General features: G+C 63.6%; 20 protein-coding genes. 7 read left to right on the plus strand and 13 right to left on the minus strand.

From position 1 onward, the window contains the following. Position 1 precedes the first annotated feature (1 nt). Complete coding sequence (locus J7359_RS10265; protein ID WP_209056552.1) at positions 2–763, minus strand: M48 family metalloprotease; 762 nt, start codon at positions 761–763, stop codon at positions 2–4. 140 nt (positions 764–903) lie between these two features. On the opposite strand from J7359_RS10265, the gene J7359_RS10270 reads away from it, so the two are divergent. Next, entirely contained in the window at positions 904–1,152 is a 249-nt protein-coding gene (locus tag J7359_RS10270) for a hypothetical protein (RefSeq protein ID WP_209056553.1), read from the plus strand. Here the strand turns inward: J7359_RS10270 and J7359_RS10275 are convergent. Next, on the minus strand, positions 1,149–1,400 hold the full coding sequence (locus J7359_RS10275; RefSeq protein ID WP_209056554.1) for a DUF167 domain-containing protein: 252 nt from the start codon (positions 1,398–1,400) through the stop codon (positions 1,149–1,151). The genes J7359_RS10270 and J7359_RS10275 overlap by 4 nt on opposite strands. Positions 1,401–1,497: 97 nt before the next feature. Here J7359_RS10275 and J7359_RS10280 point away from each other — a divergent pair, with 97 nt between their 5' ends. Beyond that, entirely contained in the window at positions 1,498–2,070 is a 573-nt protein-coding gene (locus tag J7359_RS10280; RefSeq protein WP_209056555.1) for a nitroreductase, read from the plus strand. Further along, complete coding sequence (locus J7359_RS10285) at positions 2,067–2,783, plus strand: EI24 domain-containing protein (protein WP_247740320.1); 717 nt, start codon at positions 2,067–2,069, stop codon at positions 2,781–2,783. The genes J7359_RS10280 and J7359_RS10285 overlap by 4 nt, the downstream gene beginning before the upstream one ends. Here J7359_RS10285 and J7359_RS10290 read toward each other — a convergent pair. Then, a complete protein-coding gene (locus J7359_RS10290; protein ID WP_209056556.1) occupies positions 2,740–3,009 on the minus strand; it encodes a DUF1467 family protein in 270 nt (89 codons plus the stop codon). The genes J7359_RS10285 and J7359_RS10290 overlap by 44 nt on opposite strands. Continuing rightward, a complete protein-coding gene (mce, locus tag J7359_RS10295) occupies positions 3,006–3,413 on the minus strand; it encodes a methylmalonyl-CoA epimerase (protein WP_209056557.1) in 408 nt (135 codons plus the stop codon). The genes J7359_RS10290 and mce overlap by 4 nt, the downstream gene beginning before the upstream one ends. Before the next feature lie 173 nt (positions 3,414–3,586). Between mce and J7359_RS10300 the strand changes: the two genes are divergently transcribed. Continuing rightward, entirely contained in the window at positions 3,587–4,279 is a 693-nt protein-coding gene (locus J7359_RS10300) for a response regulator (RefSeq protein ID WP_209056662.1), read from the plus strand. A gap of 2 nt (positions 4,280–4,281) precedes the next feature. Here the strand turns inward: J7359_RS10300 and J7359_RS10305 are convergent, their stop codons facing one another. From J7359_RS10305 to J7359_RS10340, 8 genes are all read right to left on the minus strand, one after another. Further along, positions 4,282–5,043, minus strand: a complete 762-nt coding sequence (locus J7359_RS10305) for a GNAT family protein (RefSeq protein ID WP_209056558.1) — start codon at positions 5,041–5,043, stop codon at positions 4,282–4,284. Between the two features lie 16 nt (positions 5,044–5,059). Next, positions 5,060–6,238 carry a DUF1501 domain-containing protein gene (locus J7359_RS10310; protein WP_209056559.1) on the minus strand — a complete coding sequence of 393 codons (1,179 nt, stop codon included), beginning with the start codon at positions 6,236–6,238 and terminating at the stop codon, positions 5,060–5,062. A gap of 4 nt (positions 6,239–6,242) precedes the next feature. Beyond that, entirely contained in the window at positions 6,243–7,613 is a 1,371-nt protein-coding gene (locus J7359_RS10315) for a DUF1800 domain-containing protein (RefSeq protein ID WP_209056560.1), read from the minus strand. Between the two features lie 75 nt (positions 7,614–7,688). Next, positions 7,689–9,464: an aspartate--tRNA ligase gene (aspS, locus tag J7359_RS10320; protein ID WP_209056663.1), complete on the minus strand. Its 1,776-nt coding sequence runs from the start codon at positions 9,462–9,464 to the stop codon at positions 7,689–7,691. Between the two features lie 60 nt (positions 9,465–9,524). After that, a complete protein-coding gene (locus J7359_RS10325) occupies positions 9,525–10,184 on the minus strand; it encodes a CPBP family glutamic-type intramembrane protease (protein ID WP_209056561.1) in 660 nt (219 codons plus the stop codon). Next, positions 10,157–10,951 (minus strand): GH25 family lysozyme, encoded by a 795-nt coding sequence (locus J7359_RS10330; protein ID WP_209056562.1) that lies wholly within the window; start codon positions 10,949–10,951, stop codon positions 10,157–10,159. The genes J7359_RS10325 and J7359_RS10330 overlap by 28 nt, the downstream gene beginning before the upstream one ends. Before the next feature lie 137 nt (positions 10,952–11,088). Next, a complete protein-coding gene (locus J7359_RS10335; protein ID WP_209056563.1) occupies positions 11,089–11,367 on the minus strand; it encodes a hypothetical protein in 279 nt (92 codons plus the stop codon). 49 nt (positions 11,368–11,416) lie between these two features. Beyond that, positions 11,417–12,796: an FAD-linked oxidase C-terminal domain-containing protein gene (locus J7359_RS10340; RefSeq protein ID WP_209056564.1), complete on the minus strand. Its 1,380-nt coding sequence runs from the start codon at positions 12,794–12,796 to the stop codon at positions 11,417–11,419. A gap of 159 nt (positions 12,797–12,955) precedes the next feature. Between J7359_RS10340 and J7359_RS10345 the strand changes: the two genes are divergently transcribed. Next, entirely contained in the window at positions 12,956–13,849 is an 894-nt protein-coding gene (locus J7359_RS10345) for a glycosyltransferase (RefSeq protein WP_209056565.1), read from the plus strand. Then, on the plus strand, positions 13,849–14,670 hold the full coding sequence (locus J7359_RS10350; protein ID WP_209056566.1) for an NAD(P)-dependent oxidoreductase: 822 nt from the start codon (positions 13,849–13,851) through the stop codon (positions 14,668–14,670). The genes J7359_RS10345 and J7359_RS10350 overlap by 1 nt, the downstream gene beginning before the upstream one ends. 8 nt (positions 14,671–14,678) lie before the next feature. Here J7359_RS10350 and J7359_RS10355 read toward each other — a convergent pair whose 3' ends face one another. Further along, positions 14,679–15,239, minus strand: a complete 561-nt coding sequence (locus J7359_RS10355) for a hypothetical protein (protein ID WP_209056567.1) — start codon at positions 15,237–15,239, stop codon at positions 14,679–14,681. 162 nt (positions 15,240–15,401) lie between these two features. Here J7359_RS10355 and J7359_RS10360 point away from each other — a divergent pair, with 162 nt between their 5' ends. Then, on the plus strand, positions 15,402–17,183 hold the full coding sequence (locus J7359_RS10360; protein ID WP_209056568.1) for a chloride channel protein: 1,782 nt from the start codon (positions 15,402–15,404) through the stop codon (positions 17,181–17,183). The last annotated feature ends 2 nt before the right edge of the window (positions 17,184–17,185 follow it).

Consider the following 17,185-nt stretch of genomic DNA (forward strand, 5'->3'; position numbering starts at 1 on the left):
CTTATCGCACCCGACCGCTGGCGACATCCGCGACAGCGCGATTGACCTGCGCCAGCCTTGATGCGCGGGATGGATGCGTTCCAAGGATATGATCGCCGGGATCGGGAATGCGAAGGAAGAACTGCGATCCCAGAACGGGATCGAAGCCGGCATTCACCGCGATGATCGCGCCAAGATAGTCGGCCTGCAATTCCCATTCCCTTGAATAATAACGCGATCCGACCGACGCGCCGATGCGCTGCGCGGTTTCAATGGCCGACTGGTCGCCGCCATAGACCGAGGCGATGCTGCCCAGAATGACCGCGCCCGCGGTGGCGGCGCCAGTCTTGCGTTCAAGGTGGTTCAGGATGTGATGGCTTGCCTCGTGCCCGACGACAAACGCAATCTCGTCCGCGTTTCGGGTCGCGGCGATCAGCGACAGCGTGAATCCGATGATCGGCCGGCCGTTGTCATCGACGGTCTGGAAGGCGTTCGGCTCCAATCCCGGCCGGTCATCGACGACGAACTGGAAGTCGCAATTGATCGGCTGTGTGCGGCGCTGAAGGCATTCACGTTCCACGGCCGGCTCCATCCGGCGCATGACCGCAACAAAGGTCCGGGCGGCATTTTGCGGCGATCCGGCGCTGTAGGGCGACTGCGACGGGGCGGGTTCGGGCGGTTGCCCGGCCGTCTGCTGCACGGGAATCGGTGCACAGCCGGACAGCGCCAAAAGCCCCGCCAGTATCACCACCGCCACCCGAACTGTGCCGCCTGCCCTGCTCATTCATGCCTCTTGTTATCTGGTCCGCCAAATCCTGTTCGGCTTCGGTTGCAGCTTATAGCGGCGCTTGAAAGGGTGCAAACCCAGCGGGTTGCTGCCAGCCACGCTTCGCGCGATTGTCATGGCTCTGCAAGGAGACACCGATGTTCACTATCGAGCACGATTTCGACGCCACCGTGATCACCCTGATCGACGAAACCGAGGCCAATACCCGCCCACTGAACGAGGATGTCGTCATCCTGACATTCGACGACCGCGTCGTGATCGAGCAGATGAACCCCGAAGGCGACGAGGTGGCCCGAATCACCCTGACGATGCAGCAGCTGACCGAATTGCGGCTGGCGCTGAACCTGCCAGAAGGAAACTACCGGCTGGAAAAGCCAGAGGGCTAGTCCAGTCGAAACAGCTTGTCGCGCGAGGTGGCGCCTCGGATCAGGACCAGCCGCGTCCGCGCGACACCCAGCGCTGCGGCCAGCAGCCGCCCGGCTGCGGCATTGGCCTTGCCGTCTTGAGGAACCGCGGTGACATGAACTTGGATGGTGCCGTCATCGCAGACGCTGACTGCATTGCGCCGTGCGCGCGGCGTCACACGGACGCGAAATCGGGCGCCTTCAATAGCCAGGTCAGAAAGGTCTGTCATTCCCCTTCTATCGTCGGGCGTTTCGCATACCGCAAGGCCACTGCAGCTTGCGCCCGATCCATGCCAATGGGAAAACGGCGCCAGACAGGAGACCTAGATGGAACACCGCAACAAGGGCGCGCTGGATTTTCTGGCCAGCCGTCGATCTCACCCGCCCAAGCTGCTTGCCGGACCGCCACCGGATCATGCCGAAATGATGCGACTTCTGACGCTGGCCGCGCGCGCGCCCGATCATGGCAAGCTGGAACCATGGCGATTCGTGGTGCTGGGACGAAAGACACTGGACAGACTTGCGCCGATTCTGCGGCAAGAGGTTCTGGGGTCCGGTCAAGACAGCGCGGCCGCTGAAAAAGCCGCGTCAGCCTTTGCCTCGCCGGTCATTGTCGCGGTGATTTCGGCCCCAGTGGCCAGCGACAAGATCCCCGAATGGGAACAGATCCTGTCGGCGGGGGCGGTCTGTCTTGGGCTGGTCAACGCGGCACTGGCGTCAGGCTGGGGGGCAGCGTGGCTGACCGGCTTTGCGGCAACGAATCCGGGTTTCGGTCGCGCGCATCTGGGCCTGAAAGACGGCGAACGAATCGCCGGTTTGATCCATATCGGCAGCCGCGCGGCCGTCCCGCCGGAGCGCCCCCGCCCTGATATCAAGTCCAAGTCGGTCTTTCTGGAATGATCGCTCTGCGTGCCCTGCTGCTGGGATGGGGCGATCTGCTGCGTCCGCGCATCCTGTCGCTGGTGCTGACCGGCATCGCCCTGACGCTGGTGCTGTTCGTGATCTTGCAGGCGGCGACGTTCTGGCTGATCCGGCTGTTCGCGCCCGGCAGCCTGGCCTTGCCCTGGATCGGCGTCATCGATGTCGGAAACACCTTGTCATGGGGATCGCTGGCGCTGTTTCCCTTGATGGGTTTCTTTCTGATGGCACCCGTCGCAGCGGGTTTCGCAGGACTTTTCGCCGAACGAGTCGCTGATGCCGTGGAATCGATCCACTATCCCGCGCGCCGCGGCCAGCCGCTGGATTTTCTGGATGGTTTCCTTGAATCGCTGGCCGTGATGGCCGCGATCGTGGGCGTCGCGATTCTATCGCTGATCCTGACGCCCTTCCTTGGTCCCTTCGCGCCAGTTCTGTTCTACGGTGCGAACGGCTGGCTGCTGGGACGCGAATTCTTCCAGATGGCGGCACGGCGGCACCTGCAGCCCGCGCAGGCTGACGACCTGCGCCGCCGCAACGGGTTCCGGATCACCGCGGCGGGGGCGCTGGTCGCGGTGGCGCTGACGGTGCCTTTGGTGAATATCGCGGTGCCGCTGCTGGCCGCCGCCGCGTTCACCCATCTGTTTCACCTGATCAGCGCAGCAGACGGTCAAACCCTGCGATATCCGCGCGGCTGACGAACCCGCCAAAGATAACCCCCGCGATCACCGCCCAGAGCGCGGCCGAGATCAGCGTCGTCTGGGTCAGCTTGCGCTTCCACGGCGTGCCCTCGGGCGCGCCGGCCGGCGTTCCGGGCACGATCTCACCTGCGTCCTGCTGGCTGCGCTGACCGATCGGCACCACGACGAACAGTGTCAGAAACCAAAGGATCGCATACAGGACGACGCCACCTGTCAGATTCATGATGCCTGCTCCAGTTCGATCAGGCAGCCATTGAAGTCCTTGGGATGCAGGAACAGCACCGGCTTGCCATGCGCCCCGATCTTTGGCTCGCCATTGCCCAGAACGCGCGCGCCTTCGGATTTCAGACGATCTCGCGCGGCGATGATGTCGTCGACCTCAAAGCACATGTGGTGGATGCCGCCCGACGGGTTCTTGTCCAGGAAGCCCTGGATCGGGCTGTTTTCGCCAAGAGGGTAAAGCAGTTCGATCTTGGTGTTGGGCAGGTCGATGAACACGACCGTCACTCCGTGATCGGGTTCATCCTGCGGCGGGTGCACGGTCGCGCCAAGTGTGTTCCTGTATTGCGCCGCCGCAGCCGACAGGTCCGGCACGGCGATGGCGACATGGTTCAGACGTCCGATCATGCAAGCCTCCGTTTGCGGGCCTTAATAAGGGCTTCGGCGCCCGGACGAAAGGAAAACAGGATCACATTAACGGCTTCTTAGGGAATCGGCGCTTATCTGGTTCCACCAGCGGCAAATACACGGGGACAGACATGCTGACCGATCTGACAGCCGGACCGAAGGACACATTGCCGATGTGGCGCATGGCGCTGCCCGGCCGCCCTCTGACCGGGCTGACCGTACTGGTGGTCGAGGATTCGCGGTTCGCCAGCGAGGCAGTGCGCCTGCTTTGCCTGCGTTCGGGGGCCCGGATCCGACGGGCCGACTGCCTGCGATCGGCGGAACGGCATCTGCGAACCTATCGCCCGGCGGTGGTCATCGTCGATCTGGGCCTGCCAGACGGCGATGGCGCCGGGCTGATCCGACAGATCGCATCTGCAGAACCGCGCGTGCCGGTGGTCCTTGGACTTTCAGGCGACCCTGATGGCCGCAATGCCGCCATGTCGGCAGGCGCCGACGGCTTCCTGACCAAACCGGTCGAAAGCCTTGCGACTTTCCAGCAGGCGATCCTTTCGGCACTGCCGCCCGAAGCGCAGGCTGGCGGCCCGCGCCTGCTTCCCGACGATGTCATTCAACCCGACACCTCAGGCTTGCGCGACGATCTGGCGCATGTGGCCGAGATCCTGTCCAACGCCCATGACACAGCTGCGATCGATTATATCGCCAGGTTCCTGGCAGGCGTCGCGCGATCAGCCCATGACGCCGCGCTGGAAGAGGCCGCAACCGCATTGGCGCGGGATCACCAGGCAGGGCACGCACTGGCCAGCGATCTGGCACGGATCAGCAGCATGGTTCAGGACAGGCTGGCCAGCGTTGCCGAAATGTGACGTCAGCCCTGCAGGCCAGTCCGGGTCATTCCCGACAGGCTGCGCAGTTGCTGGCCGCGGCGATCGAAATTCTCGGGCGACAGCCAGTCGTCATGGGCGTGGGACAGCGTCACCCAATCACGGTCGGTGATGGCAAACCACGCCGTGTCACGATTTCTGCCCTTGACGATCATGTGCTGCCGGAACACGCCCTCGAAACGAAAACCAAACCGCAACGCCGCGCGTCTTGAGGGGGCGTTCAGCGCGTTGCATTTCCATTCGACACGGCGATAGCCAGCCTTGAAGGCCCATCCGATCATCGCCATCAGCGCGGCACTGCCGATGCGCGCGCCGTGAATGGCCGGCGCCAGCATGATATTGCCGATCTCGATCACGCCCGCGCCGCGATCCATGCGCATGAACGCGGCATAACCCAACGCCGCCGAAGAAGCCGCGTCCGGATCGAATATGCAGTAGAAACACGGATCCTCGCCGCCCGCTACGTCCCGCATCCAGGTCAGCAGATCTTCCGCGGTGGAATACGGGCCGTTCGGCATATAGTCCCACAGCCAATCCCGCCCTACGACTGCAGCATGGATTGCAGCGGCGTCACGTTCGGCAGACATCCGCTCAAGCCGCACCCAGCGCGTCAGGATCGGCGCCGCGCCCGGCAACGGGGGCGGTGCGAATCCGTGAACCGGTTCGCCGACTGGTCTTACGCCCTTATGATCGTCGCGCTCGGTCAGTTCTTCAGGCCCACCCTCGCCGTGATGCAACGGCCCCATCCCCATCAAATCCTGTTCAGGCCAGAATGCGCGGATTGTCCTGCATGTCGAGACCGGGAAAAACCGCCTGCTCCAATGCATCGCGTGACAGGCCGAAAAGATCGCGCAGCGCCCACGCCGCATAGGCGCGGATGTCGCGCATCGGCATCAGGTCGCGCCCCGCATAAAGATCGCCTTCGGCCAGCCCCGGCCAGCGCCCTACCACGCGCCCGCCCCGCACCGCGCCACCGGCAATCAGCATGGCGCCGCCGGTTCCGTGATCGGTTCCGCCGCTGCCGTTCTCGGCGACGGTACGCCCGAATTCGGTCATTGCCAGAACGGTCGTTTGCGACCAGTTCGCACCCAGCCCTTGCTTCAGCGTCAGCACGGCATCCGCCAGGCGATCCAGTGCACGGCCCAGAACCTGCGGCTGACGCGCATGGCTGTCCCATCCCGAGATCGAGAACGTCGCGATGCGCGTCTGATCGTTCAGACGGTCGGCGGCAAACTTTGCCAATGCACGCACATCGCGCGATGGACCGGCGTCAGCCACCGTGCGGCCGATGCCTTCGGCGGCGATTTCCATCGCCTGCCCGCCCGCCACGCGAAACAGCGGGTCATCATGATAGACACGCTCAAGCAGGCGCTGCGCCTGAGGGCCAAGATCGAACTCGGCTTCGGGTGCCCAGCTTTTCGCAGGGGCTGGCCCGTCCAGAATCCGCATGTCGGACACTCCCACGGAATATGCGGTCTCGGAACGCAATCCCGGCATCTGCTGCAACAGGCGGTTCAGCCAACCATCGCGCTGATTTCGCAAGTCAATATCAGTCCCGGTTCCGGCCTCCAGCATGTCCTGGCCATCGAAATGGCTGCGCTTGTCGCGATAGGGCGTCGAGACGGCGGGCACGAAAGCCAACTCGCCCGCCTGCCAAAGCGGCATCAGGGGTTCAAGACGCGGATGCAGCGCGAAGAATCCGTCCAGATCCAGCGCGCCATTCTCTGGTCCCGCCGACAAGGTCTTGCGCAGCTTCCTTAACCGAGGATCGCCATAGGGTTGAAACACGTCCAACCCGTCCATCGCGCCGCGCAGGATGATGACGACCAGTCTGTTTTCACCCGGCGCAGACGCAAAGGCGATGCTGGACAGGATCGGATGCGCCGCGGCCGAGCAGCCGATCAATCCTGTGGACTTCAGAAACAGGCGTCGTGACAGCATGGCATCACCTTCTGTTGAAATCAGCCGAAGCCAGCACGATCATCAGCCCCTCGCGCGCGGACTCAGCGCGCGGAACGGCCCATTTCAGGGCCTCGGACGCCGTTTCACCTAACGCCGCCTGCAGGAAATCGCGCGGATCTGGCAGCTTGGGCACAAGGACGCGCGGCTGACGCATGGCCCAGTCGATACGAAGTGCAATTCCCTGTGGCGTCGCCCAGCTTTCCGCCGCTTCCGGCCAGCCATCAGGGCCGCGCGGCATCGCCCAGTCCTGCCCCATATTCGTCAACGGGCGGATCAGGCGCGCATTGACCTGCCGCATCGGCAGGTCCAGCACGCGCTGCTGATCCAGACCCAGGGCGCGCAGCGCCGCGACCAGAAAGTCGAAGGGCTGACGGACCTTCTGGCGGAAATGCCTCCAAAGTTCCGGCCCGTCCAGCAGTGCCGCATAAAGCGATGGCAGATTGCCGCCGGTCTCGCGATAGGTGGCGTCCAGCCGATCCACCAGAGACTGTGGCGGGTCATCCGCGACAAAATGAACCGCCAGCTTGCGCGCCAGATGTCGGGACGTCGCCGGATGCGCGGCGAGATCCTTGATCACCGCTCGGATGTCGTCGAGGCTGGCCGGCCGATCGCCGCCATACTGTTGGCCCAGCACGGTTTCGGCCCCGGGTTCCGCCATGACCGGACGGAAATTGCCGTCCCGCCGCAGATGAAAGCTGAGGCCGGTCAGCAGTTTGGCCAGTTGGCGCACATCCTTCTGTGAATAGGCTGCATCGGCACCAAGGCTGTGAAGTTCGATCATCTCGCGGGCAAGGTTCTCGTTCAAACCAAGATCGCGCCCCTTCCTGCGTCGCGCGAGCCATGAATGCGGGCCAAAAGACCTGTCCTGATCAAGATACGTCACCATCCGCGGGTGCGTTTCAGCGGCGAACATCAGCTGCGCAAAACTGCCTTGCAGATGCGGGCGGATTGCTTCGTCCACAAAAGCTGCCGCCATGAGATCATGATAGGGCGAGCCACCACTGACGGTGAAATGATCCGCCCAGAACTGCACCAGCCTTTCGCCGAAACCGCCCGGATCACCGGCCGCACGGGCAAAGCGATGCCGGACCGCTTCTGCGCTTTGGATGCGCATCTGGCGCTGCTGCTGGCGGATCTCCTTGACGGAAGCGGCTTCCGGGTCCTTCTTGCGCAGGCTGTTCAGATCGGAAAGCATGGTCTGCTCGGCGCGCACATGATCCATGCTGACGGCATGATCGTCAGGCACCGACAAGGCGACGGATCGCAGAAACGCATCTGCCGTCTGTGGCGGCGGCACGCGCGCGGAAAGACCGTAGCCAAGCCGTATGGCAGCGATGTCGGGGTTGAAATTCATGAGCCGGGCCGCACCGATGACGTGGCAGGAATATCCGTGCCACGTCTATCGCATGATCCGGGATCGGATGTCAGATCACTCTTTTGGCAAAACCCGCAGCCGCAACTCGCGCAGTTGCTCATTGCTGGGTTCGGACGGGGCGCCCATCATCAGATCCTCGGCCCGCTGGTTCATCGGGAACATGATGACTTCGCGGATGTTCTGCTCGTCGGCCAGCAGCATCACGATCCGGTCGATCCCCGCCGCACAACCGCCATGCGGCGGCGCACCGTACTTGAACGCCTTGACCATTCCGCCAAAACGCTTCTCGACTTCCGACGCGGGATAGCCCGCCAGTTCGAACGCCTTGAACATGATCTCGGGCTTGTGGTTCCGGATCGCGCCGCTGACCAGTTCATAGCCATTGCAGGCCAGATCGTACTGATAGCCAAGCACCTTCAACGGATCACCATTCAGCGCGTCCATCCCGCCCTGCGGCATCGAGAACGGGTTGTGGCTGAAGTCGATCTTGCCCTCGTCGTCCTTCTCGTACATCGGGAAATCGACAATCCAGGCGAACTTGAACTGGTTTTCATCCGTCAGGCCCAGTTCGCGGCCGATCTCGTTGCGCGCACGGCCTGCGACGCCCTCGAAGCTTTCGGGCCTGCCGCCCAGGAAGAAGGCCGCGTCCCCTTCGCCAAGACCAAGTTGCCGGCGGATCGACTCGGTTCGTTCGGGGCCGATATTCTTGGCGATCGGGCCCGCGGCCTCGGTCTCGCCATTCTCTCCCTTGCGCCAGAAGATGTAACCCATGCCCGGCAGGCCCTGCTGTTGGGCAAAGGCGTTCATGCGGTCGGCGAATTTGCGGCTGCCGCCGGTCGGTGCGGGGATCGCGCGAACTTCGGTGCCGTCCTGTTCCAGCAGCTTGGCGAAGATCGCGAAGCCCGAGCCGCGGAAATGATCACTGACGACCTGCATCTCGATCGGGTTGCGCAGGTCGGGCTTGTCGCTGCCGTATTTCAGCATCGCCTCGGCATAGGGAATGCGCGGCCAATCGGCATCGACGGCGCGGCCGCCGCCGAATTCCTCGAAGAGCCCCTGCACGACCGGCTGGATCGCGGCAAAGACGTCTTCCTGGTCCACAAAGGACATTTCCAGGTCCAGCTGGTAGAAATCCGTCGGGCTGCGGTCGGCGCGCGGGTCTTCGTCACGAAAGCAGGGCGCGATCTGGAAATACTTGTCGAAGCCCGCGACCATGATCAGCTGCTTGAACTGCTGCGGCGCCTGCGGCAGCGCATAGAACTTGCCCGGATGCAGGCGCGAGGGCACCAGAAAATCGCGCGCACCTTCGGGGCTGGACGCGGTGATGATCGGGGTCTGGAATTCGGTAAAGCCCTGATCCCACATGCGATTGCGCAGCGACCGCACGACATGGCTGCGCAGCATGATGTTGTTGTGCAGCGTTTCACGCCGCAGATCCAGAAAGCGATAGGCCAGCCGGGTTTCCTCGGGATAGTCCTGTTCGCCGAAGACCGGCAGCGGCAGGTCGTCGGCCGCGCCCAGAACCTCGATATCGGTCGCATAGACCTCGATCTCGCCGGTCGGCAGCTTGGGATTGATCAGCGCCGCGTCGCGCAGCTTCACACGGCCATCGACGCGGATCACGGTTTCGGCGCGCAGACGTTCCATCGCGGCAAAGGCCGGGCTGTCGCTGTCGGCCAGCACCTGAGTCATGCCGTAATGGTCACGCAGATCGACGAACAGCACGCCCCCATGATCCCTGACGCGGTGAACCCAGCCCGACAGACGGACGGTTTCCCCGGCATCTTTGGCGGTCAGATCGGCGCAGGTATGGCTGCGATAGGCGTGCATGATCGGTCCCCACTTGTTCAGCCCCCGCATCAACAGCGCGACAGGCGGGAAGTCAACCGGTCAGAACGGCCGCACCACGTTGCCGCTGTAGAAATAATATCCCATGCCCACGGCAAACAGGATGTTGCCGGCGACGGCATGCAGAAGCCATGCAGCCGGAAAACCGTGACGCAGATACGCGCGCGCAAAGATCCAGCCCCCCGCGAAGGTCAGGATGGCGACGACCCACGACCAGTACATCAGATGCGCGAAGGAAAAGATCGTGGCATTTACGGCGATCGCCGCCTTGCCCGGGGGCAGAAGCCCGCCATAACGATGAAAGAACAGCGGCCTGAAGATCAGTTCCTGCGGCAATGCCGACAGAAACGGATAGAAGCACCAGATCAGAAGCATGAAATCGGGTCGGGCGCGCGCCATCGCGAACAGCGCATCCGGGCGCGAGAACCACAGGATCAGCGATCCCGAAACCAGTGTCGCCACCGCGATCCCCAGCACCTCGAGCCAAGGAATGCGGTGGCCCCGGATCAGGCTGCGCCAATCGAAACCGCCGGTGCGCCACAGCAGGATCAGACCGACGACGCTGAACATGAACAGCGCCGTGAACAACCTGTCGGGCGGCAGCAGCAACGCGATCGCAAGCGGCGCCCCAAGGTAAAGCGCCGCAAACTCGATCGCCAGCCACGGGCGTGATCTTACCTCGTCAGGCGCGTCGACAGCCATCTTGCCCAATCCGAAGAACTGCCGGCAAACGCGTTCAGATCGACATCGCCCTGAATGCCCGGAACGGTGCCGGTGCCGGTATATTGCCAGAACGCCCAACGCTGTCCCGGGTAAGTCATGCGCGGATGGTCCGCGACCGAACGCAGCCAGAATTCCGCGCGCATGTCGCTCAGGCGATTCTCGCGGTAGAAATCGACTGTCGTGTAGATGATCGGCCGCTGCCCATAGTGACGGCCCACGATGTCAAGAAACGCGTTCGCCTCGCGCTTGACTTCTGCCGGACCGGGACGGCGTGGGCAGGTCTTCGAGTTGGTCCACTCCAGATCCAGCACCGGCGGCAGCGATCCACGTTCGCGCGGAACGTTGCGGATGAACCAGCGCGCCTGTTCGGCACCGGTGCGGCAGAAATAGTAGTAATGATAGGCTCCGCGCGGGACCCGCGCCGCCGCAGCCTCGCGCCAGTAACGCTGGAACGAAGGATCGCTGTGGTCGCCACCCTCGGTCGCCTTGATGAAGGCAAAGCTGATGCCCGCGCCCCTCACGCGGCCCCAGTCGATTTCGCCCTGCCAGCGCGAAATGTCGATCCCGTGGACCTGATGATTATAGGGGTGCCCGTTGCGCCATTCATGCGGCCGGCTGTCGCCCAACTGCGGCACGGTTCCGCCGACATAGACCGCGTTGCCCCGGCCTCCGCCGGGCGGTGTTCTGGAACAGGCCACCGCCAACACCAGCATCAGCCCCAGAACAATCTTCGTTAGGTGGCGCATCCCTGCCCTCTTTTCTGCCCGGTATAGGTGCCGTTCCGGTCACCGCTTTTCTTTGCTTATCGCAAAGCCGTGACAGAAAGTCACCGCCCGGTGATGGTCAACTTCATGTCAACCGCCGGGCGGTTGCAGGGAAGATCTCAGTTCTCGTTGGCCTCGGCGGCATCGCCATCGGGCGTGACGGGCGCGGCGCTGTCAGGCGCAATGTCCGGGGTGGCACCGCCTTCGTTACCCTCGGCGTCGGTCGTTGTCGTCTCGGCCGGGGGCGGGGTGGTCGCAATGCCCTCATTCTGCTCATCCGTGCCAGGCATGAAGGCGAAATACGCGATTGCCGCCACGACCAAGGCAACGACGATACCGATGATCGCGGGGCGATGGTTGCGGGCGGCACGTTCGGGATCGTTGTCGTTGAAAGACATTCGCGTCTCCTTTTCGGTCAGGTCCGATACCCAACCTGTGGGACGCGCGTCAGTTCCGGTCCGGCACAAGCTTGCCTGGGTTCATGATGTTCTGCGGATCAAGCGCCGCCTTGATCGTGCCCATCACCTGCCAGGCATCGCCATGTTCAGCGGCCATCATGCCGCGCTTGCCGATGCCCACACCGTGTTCGCCGGTGATCGTGCCGCCGACCTGCAAGGCACGTTCCGCCATCCGCACGGCGATTGCCTTGGCTGTCGCGATCTCGGACTGGTTTCCGGGATCGACCAGGATCTGCGAATGGAAGTTTCCATCGCCGACATGCCCCACGATTGGCCCGATCAGGCCCGAATCGCGGATGTCCTTGGCCGCCGCCGCGACCGCTGCGGGCAAATGCGACATCGGCACGCACACATCGGTCACGACCCCGGTCGCCCCCGGACGCAGCGCAAGACAGGCATGATAGGCCCCGTGCCGCATCCGCCACAACCGCGCGCGATCTTCGGCCGTGGTGGCCCAGTCGAACCCTTGGGCACCGAACTCTGACGCGATCTCTCCGAACATCTGCGCATCCTCGCGCACCGCGCCGGGAGAGCCGTTGAATTCCACCATCAGATGCGGGGTTTCGGGCATGTCGCTGCCCGAGTGCAGGTTGAATGCCCGCGCGGTCACCGCATCGACGAATTCGATCCGTGCCATCGGGATGCCTGACTGGATTGTCGCGCTGACGCATTCGACCGCGTGTTCCAGACTGTCGAATGAACAGACGGCAGCGGCGACCTGTTCGGGTTGACCATGCAGGCGCAGGGTCAGTTCGGTGATGATTCCCAACGTCCCTTCCGCGCCAACGAAAAGGCCCGTCAGATCATAGCCTGCGCTGGATTTCGCGGCGCGGCTGCCGGTGCGGATGATGCGCCCGTCCGCCAGCACGACCTGCAAGCCCAGCACGTTATCGCGCATGGTCCCATAGCGGACAGCGGTGGTGCCGCTCGCCCGCGTCGAGGCCATGCCACCCAGGCTTGCGTTGGCGCCCGGATCGACGGGGAAGAACAGCCCGGTCGCGCGCAGTTCCGTATTCAGCGCCTCTCGCGTGACGCCTGGCTGAACGCTGGCCTGCATGTCCTCGGCGCGAATATCCACCACCTTGTCCATCCGGGACAGATCAACCGTGACACCACCCTGCGTCGCCAATGCATGTCCTTCCAGCGACGTGCCGGTACCCCACGGGATCACCGGCACCCGCGCGGCAGCGCAGATCCGAACGATCTCGGCCACCTCTTCTGCGGTCTCGGGCCACGCGACCGCGTCGGGCGGCGGCGCGCGATGGAAGCTTTCCGACAGGGCATGGTGATCGCGGTCTGCGGCGCCGCGCGACAGGCGCGACCCCAGCAAGACTTCAAGCCGCGTGGCAGCGTCATCGGGCAGTGTCATCGGCAATCCTCCGCTTGTGTTCAGCACGTTAGCGCCGAATTGAACCTTGGCAAACCCTTGCGCGTTCTGTCATGAACGGTTCACGAAAACGCCATAGCGTGGCGGCCGAACCGACCGCTGACCCCGTTCCGCAGTTCAGAAGGCAGGACGCTGAAAGTTATGAACACGACCTGGATCTCGCCGCCGCGCCAAAAGGCTTCGACACTCAGGCGCGTATCGCCTTTGGAAGGGCTGAGCGCCGAAACCTCGGCCTTGGCCGATCATGCCTATGTCACGCTGGTCAGCAACCCTGACTATTTGCCCGGCGCCGAGGCGCTGTTGCGCTCACTTCGGCTGACCGGCAGCAAGGCGGATCTGGTCGTGATGCATCGGGGCCTGAATGCAGCGCATCTTGCCCGGCTGCGCGCACTTGGTGCAAGGCTGATCGCCGCTGATCTTTTGCCGACTTCCGAGGCGTTCGACCGGACCCATGCGCGTGATGCACTGCACAAGCGCGCTGCATTCACGCGGGGCGGGAAACCCGATTTTCATACTCCTCTGGACAATTTCGTGAAGCTGCGGCTGTGGCAGCTGGACTATGACCGCTGCGTATTTATCGACGCCGACGCGGTGGTGCTGCGCCCGGTGGACAAGTTGTTCGAGATGCCCGAATTCTGCGCCGCGCCCAATGTCTATGACGGTCTGGACGGTTTTCACCGGATGAATTCCGGTGTCTTCACGGCGCGGCCAGACCCGCGCACCTATGACGACATGCTGGCGCGGCTGGATCGGCCCGGCGTCTTCTGGCGGCGCACCGATCAAAGTTTCCTGCAGGACTATTTCCAGGATTGGCAGGGCCTGTCGATCCACCACAACATGTTGCAGTATGTGTGGTTCAACATGCCCGAATTGTGGAGTTGGGAAGACATCCGCATCCTGCATTTCCAATACGAAAAACCGTGGCAGGATCATGACAAGGTGCCGTTGCTGAAGCCGCTGATCGACCTCTGGCGTGCGATTGCGGCTGGTCAGCAGATGCCGGACCTTGCCGCTCAGGTTCGCCCTGCCGCCTGATGCGGATCGCACTGACAGGGGCCAGCGGAATTGTCGGCAGCTTCGTTCTTGATGCGATGCGCGTCGCAGGGCACCAGGTCACCACGCTGGACCGGCGCACCGGATTCGTACTTGGCGATGCGCCAGACCTGGCCGGTCAAGACGCGCTGATCCATTGCGCGTTCGCCCACAGTCCCGGCCGCTATCGCGGGGGCGAGGGCGGCGACCCGGCGGGATTTCGGCGCGACAACCTGCATGGCACGATCAGGCTGTTCGATGCCGCGGCAGAGGCGGGCGTGGGCCGCATCCTGTTCCTGTCCTCGCGTGCCGTCCATGACGGACACCCGCCCGGAACGGCGCTGACCGACGACCTGCCCGCCAGCCCCGCCAATCTTTACGGGGAAATCAAGGCGCGGGCCGAAGAACATCTTGCCGCGCTTGGACTTTCCGGTACCTCGATCCGTGCGACCGGGATCTATGGCCCGAGCCCACATCACAAGTGGCTGGGCCTGTTTCGCGACTACCTGTCGGGAAACCGCATTGCGCCGAGGGTGGGCACCGAACTGCATGGCTATGATCTGGCCCAGGCGTTGCTGATGTTGCTGGAACATGACGCACCGCCGCCAAGGGTGAACGCATCCGACCTGATCCTTGACCGTCATGATCTTCTGGACGCGGTGCGCCGCCTGTCGGGCAGCCGTCATCCGCTGCCTGACCGAGCCGATGTGCAGGACTTGCGGCCGCTGCGTTGCGATGTGCTGACCAGAATGGGATGGCGCCCCGGCGGCATGGCGCGTCTGCACGCCGACCTGCCGGCGATGTTGCGGCCAGCCCTGCCCTGAACGCTGCCTCAGCGACCGCAGAGATAGGCGTAAACAGGCGACTCGCGCCCAGGCGGTGTGAATTCCAGGTGATCCAGTTGCGCCCCGTAGGCGATCAGGCTGATCGGATAGACCCGATCCGAATAATCGCGCATCAGGACGTCAGTTCCCTCCAGCCGGTACTGAACCGGCGTCGAGGTTCGTGCCGCCTCGGGACTCATGTACAGGCCGTATTCGAACACGGCCGGGTCGCTGCAGGTGTCCGGCCCCTGCCCCGGCGTCAGGCGCAACGGCGATTCCCGCATCGTCCAGCGCCCGACAAGAAATCCCGGCGTCTGCGGCCGGAATTCATCGAAGCCCTCCAATACCGCATACTCTGCCAGATATGCCTCGAATCCCTGCGCCTCGCGCAGATTGGTCAGGTAGGTCGCGGGGTCGTTTTCGCGCAGGTCCCTGAAATAGATTTCGGCCCTGCCGTCCAGATGCCGCAATAAAAGAAAATAGGCGGCAATCGCGATCAGTGAGATCCCGACCGCAATCCGTTCACCACGGCTGAGACCTTGAATTCGCCTGATTCTGATCGCGGCCATTCTTCTGTCCTTCAAGATTTCCGGCTGGCTTTGACACGGGCTTACCGGTTTGCATCCGGGCGGACAAAGGCTTAGCACGGAATACGACACGCCGGCCAGTCACGCCCCGGCAGTTTTGAATAAAGGCCGCCTTCATCGGCCACAACCGCCGCGCAAGAGCCAATGACTGATATCTCGACCCAAGATCAGGCCGGAACCGAAGCCGAACCAGATAATCGCCGCGTCTCGCTGATCCAGCTTTCGTTTCTGGCCATCGGCATTGGCATTGTCACGGGGTTCGGCGCGATCCTGTTGCGCTATCTGATATCGCTTATTCATAACCTGTTCTTTCTGGGCGAATTCTCGTTCGAATACGACGCGAATATCGCGACCGAGCCGGCGCCCTTCGGACCATTGGTCATCCTTGCGCCGGTGATCGGGGGCGCGATCGTGCTGTGGCTGGTGCGGCGCTATGCCCCCGAGGCCAAGGGGCATGGCGTCCCCGAAGTGATGGACGCGATCTATTACCGCAATGGCCGTATCCGTCCGCAGGTCGTCATCGTCAAGTCGCTGGCCTCGGCGCTGTCGATCGGCTCGGGCGCATCCGTCGGCCGCGAGGGGCCGATCATCCAGATCGGATCCGGGATCGGGTCGGTCCTGGGGGGATGGTTCAACCTGCGCAGCTGGCAGGTGATCACACTGGTCGCCGCCGGCGCGGGTGCAGGGATCGCCGCGACTTTCAACACCCCGCTTGGCGCGGTGCTGTTCGCGGTCGAACTTATGCTGCCCGAGGTCAGCGCGCGGACCTTGATCCCGGTCGTCATCGCCACCGGCACCGCCACCTATGTCGGGCGACTGGCCTTTGGCCTGGCGCCCGCGTTTCTGGTCGCCTCGCATGAACGGCCCGATGTCTTCGTGCCGCTGTCGGTGGACATGCTGCCGCTCTATATCCTGTTCGGGCTGGTCACGGGCGTCGCGGCGGCGGGGTTCGTGCGCGGACTGTACCGGATCGAGGATCTGTTCGAGGACTGGAAGGCCAATCCCTACCTGAAGAACGCCGCCGGGATGCTGTCGCTTGGCGTCCTGATGTATGTCTTGCTGCAAACCACAGGGGCATATCATACGGCGGGCGTCGGCTACGCCACGATCGAGGCGATCCTGACCGGTCAACTGGCCGCCCCCGCCTTCCTGCTGCTGCTGTTCGTGCTGAAATTCCTTGCCACATCGGTCAGCCTCGGGGCCGGCGCGTCGGGCGGGATCTTTTCCCCGTCGCTGTTCCTTGGCGCGGCACTGGGCGGTGCGTTCGGCGCAACGCTGGACCTGATGTTTCCACATCTGGGCTTTCACTCGGTCACCTTCGCGCTGATCGGCATGGCCTGTATCGTCGGCGCCTCGACCGGCGGTGCGCTGACCGCGATCATCATGCTGTTCGAGATGACCGGAGACTATACCATCACGGTCGCGGCGATCATCGCGGTTGTCGTCGCGCTGGGGGTGCGGCAGCGCCTGTCACCGGACGACATCTACACGCTGAAACTGACGCGCCGCGGCCATCGCATCCCGCGCGAGACCCGTGCGCACATGTTCTCGATCCGTCAGATCAAGGAGTTGATGTCGCCCGCGGTCGCTGTGCTTCAACGCGACGAGTTGGGCGAACAGGGCACGGTGGACACCCAGCTTGGGTCGGACAGGCAATATGCGGTGGTGCTGGAGGGTCGCAACATCGTCGGCATCGTCCGCGTCCATCCCGAAGATCCCAGCCGCCGCCACGGCCCGCTGATCGGCCCTGTCGGATATGCGCGCGAAGGCAGCTTCCTGCAGAACGCGATGACCAGCATGGCAGACCGCAACCACGAGGCGCTGTTGATCCTGCCGGAAAACACGCTACCGCGCCCCGAAAATGTGATCGGCGTCCTGACCCGTGATTCAATCGCCGCCGCGGTGCTTCGCGATTATCGAAGCTGACG

Source organism: Paracoccus sp. R12_2, from assembly GCF_017744015.1.
Classification (GTDB): domain Bacteria; phylum Pseudomonadota; class Alphaproteobacteria; order Rhodobacterales; family Rhodobacteraceae; genus Paracoccus.

Bases quoted from the DNA above. Each gene is read 5' to 3' on its own strand.
- J7359_RS10350 (WP_209056566.1), top strand. From the start codon at position 13,849: ATGCGGATCGCACTGACAGGGGCCAGCGGAATTGTCGGCAGCTTCGTT.
- J7359_RS10305 (WP_209056558.1), bottom strand. From the start codon at position 5,043: ATGGGGCCGTTGCATCACGGCGAGGGTGGGCCTGAAGAACTGACCGAG.
- J7359_RS10315 (WP_209056560.1), bottom strand. From the start codon at position 7,613: ATGAATTTCAACCCCGACATCGCTGCCATACGGCTTGGCTACGGTCTT.
- J7359_RS10280 (WP_209056555.1), top strand. From the start codon at position 1,498: ATGGAACACCGCAACAAGGGCGCGCTGGATTTTCTGGCCAGCCGTCGA.
- J7359_RS10345 (WP_209056565.1), top strand. From the start codon at position 12,956: ATGAACACGACCTGGATCTCGCCGCCGCGCCAAAAGGCTTCGACACTC.
- mce (WP_209056557.1), bottom strand. From the start codon at position 3,413: ATGATCGGACGTCTGAACCATGTCGCCATCGCCGTGCCGGACCTGTCG.
- J7359_RS10335 (WP_209056563.1), bottom strand. From the start codon at position 11,367: ATGTCTTTCAACGACAACGATCCCGAACGTGCCGCCCGCAACCATCGC.
- J7359_RS10340 (WP_209056564.1), bottom strand. From the start codon at position 12,796: ATGACACTGCCCGATGACGCTGCCACGCGGCTTGAAGTCTTGCTGGGG.
- J7359_RS10310 (WP_209056559.1), bottom strand. From the start codon at position 6,238: ATGCTGTCACGACGCCTGTTTCTGAAGTCCACAGGATTGATCGGCTGC.
- J7359_RS10355 (WP_209056567.1), bottom strand. From the start codon at position 15,239: ATGGCCGCGATCAGAATCAGGCGAATTCAAGGTCTCAGCCGTGGTGAA.
- J7359_RS10275 (WP_209056554.1), bottom strand. From the start codon at position 1,400: ATGACAGACCTTTCTGACCTGGCTATTGAAGGCGCCCGATTTCGCGTC.
- J7359_RS10265 (WP_209056552.1), bottom strand. From the start codon at position 763: ATGAGCAGGGCAGGCGGCACAGTTCGGGTGGCGGTGGTGATACTGGCG.
- J7359_RS10290 (WP_209056556.1), bottom strand. From the start codon at position 3,009: ATGAATCTGACAGGTGGCGTCGTCCTGTATGCGATCCTTTGGTTTCTG.
- J7359_RS10360 (WP_209056568.1), top strand. From the start codon at position 15,402: ATGACTGATATCTCGACCCAAGATCAGGCCGGAACCGAAGCCGAACCA.
- J7359_RS10300 (WP_209056662.1), top strand. From the start codon at position 3,587: ATGTGGCGCATGGCGCTGCCCGGCCGCCCTCTGACCGGGCTGACCGTA.
- aspS (WP_209056663.1), bottom strand. From the start codon at position 9,464: ATGCACGCCTATCGCAGCCATACCTGCGCCGATCTGACCGCCAAAGAT.
- J7359_RS10270 (WP_209056553.1), top strand. From the start codon at position 904: ATGTTCACTATCGAGCACGATTTCGACGCCACCGTGATCACCCTGATC.
- J7359_RS10325 (WP_209056561.1), bottom strand. From the start codon at position 10,184: ATGGCTGTCGACGCGCCTGACGAGGTAAGATCACGCCCGTGGCTGGCG.
- J7359_RS10285 (WP_247740320.1), top strand. From the start codon at position 2,067: ATGATCGCTCTGCGTGCCCTGCTGCTGGGATGGGGCGATCTGCTGCGT.
- J7359_RS10330 (WP_209056562.1), bottom strand. From the start codon at position 10,951: ATGCGCCACCTAACGAAGATTGTTCTGGGGCTGATGCTGGTGTTGGCG.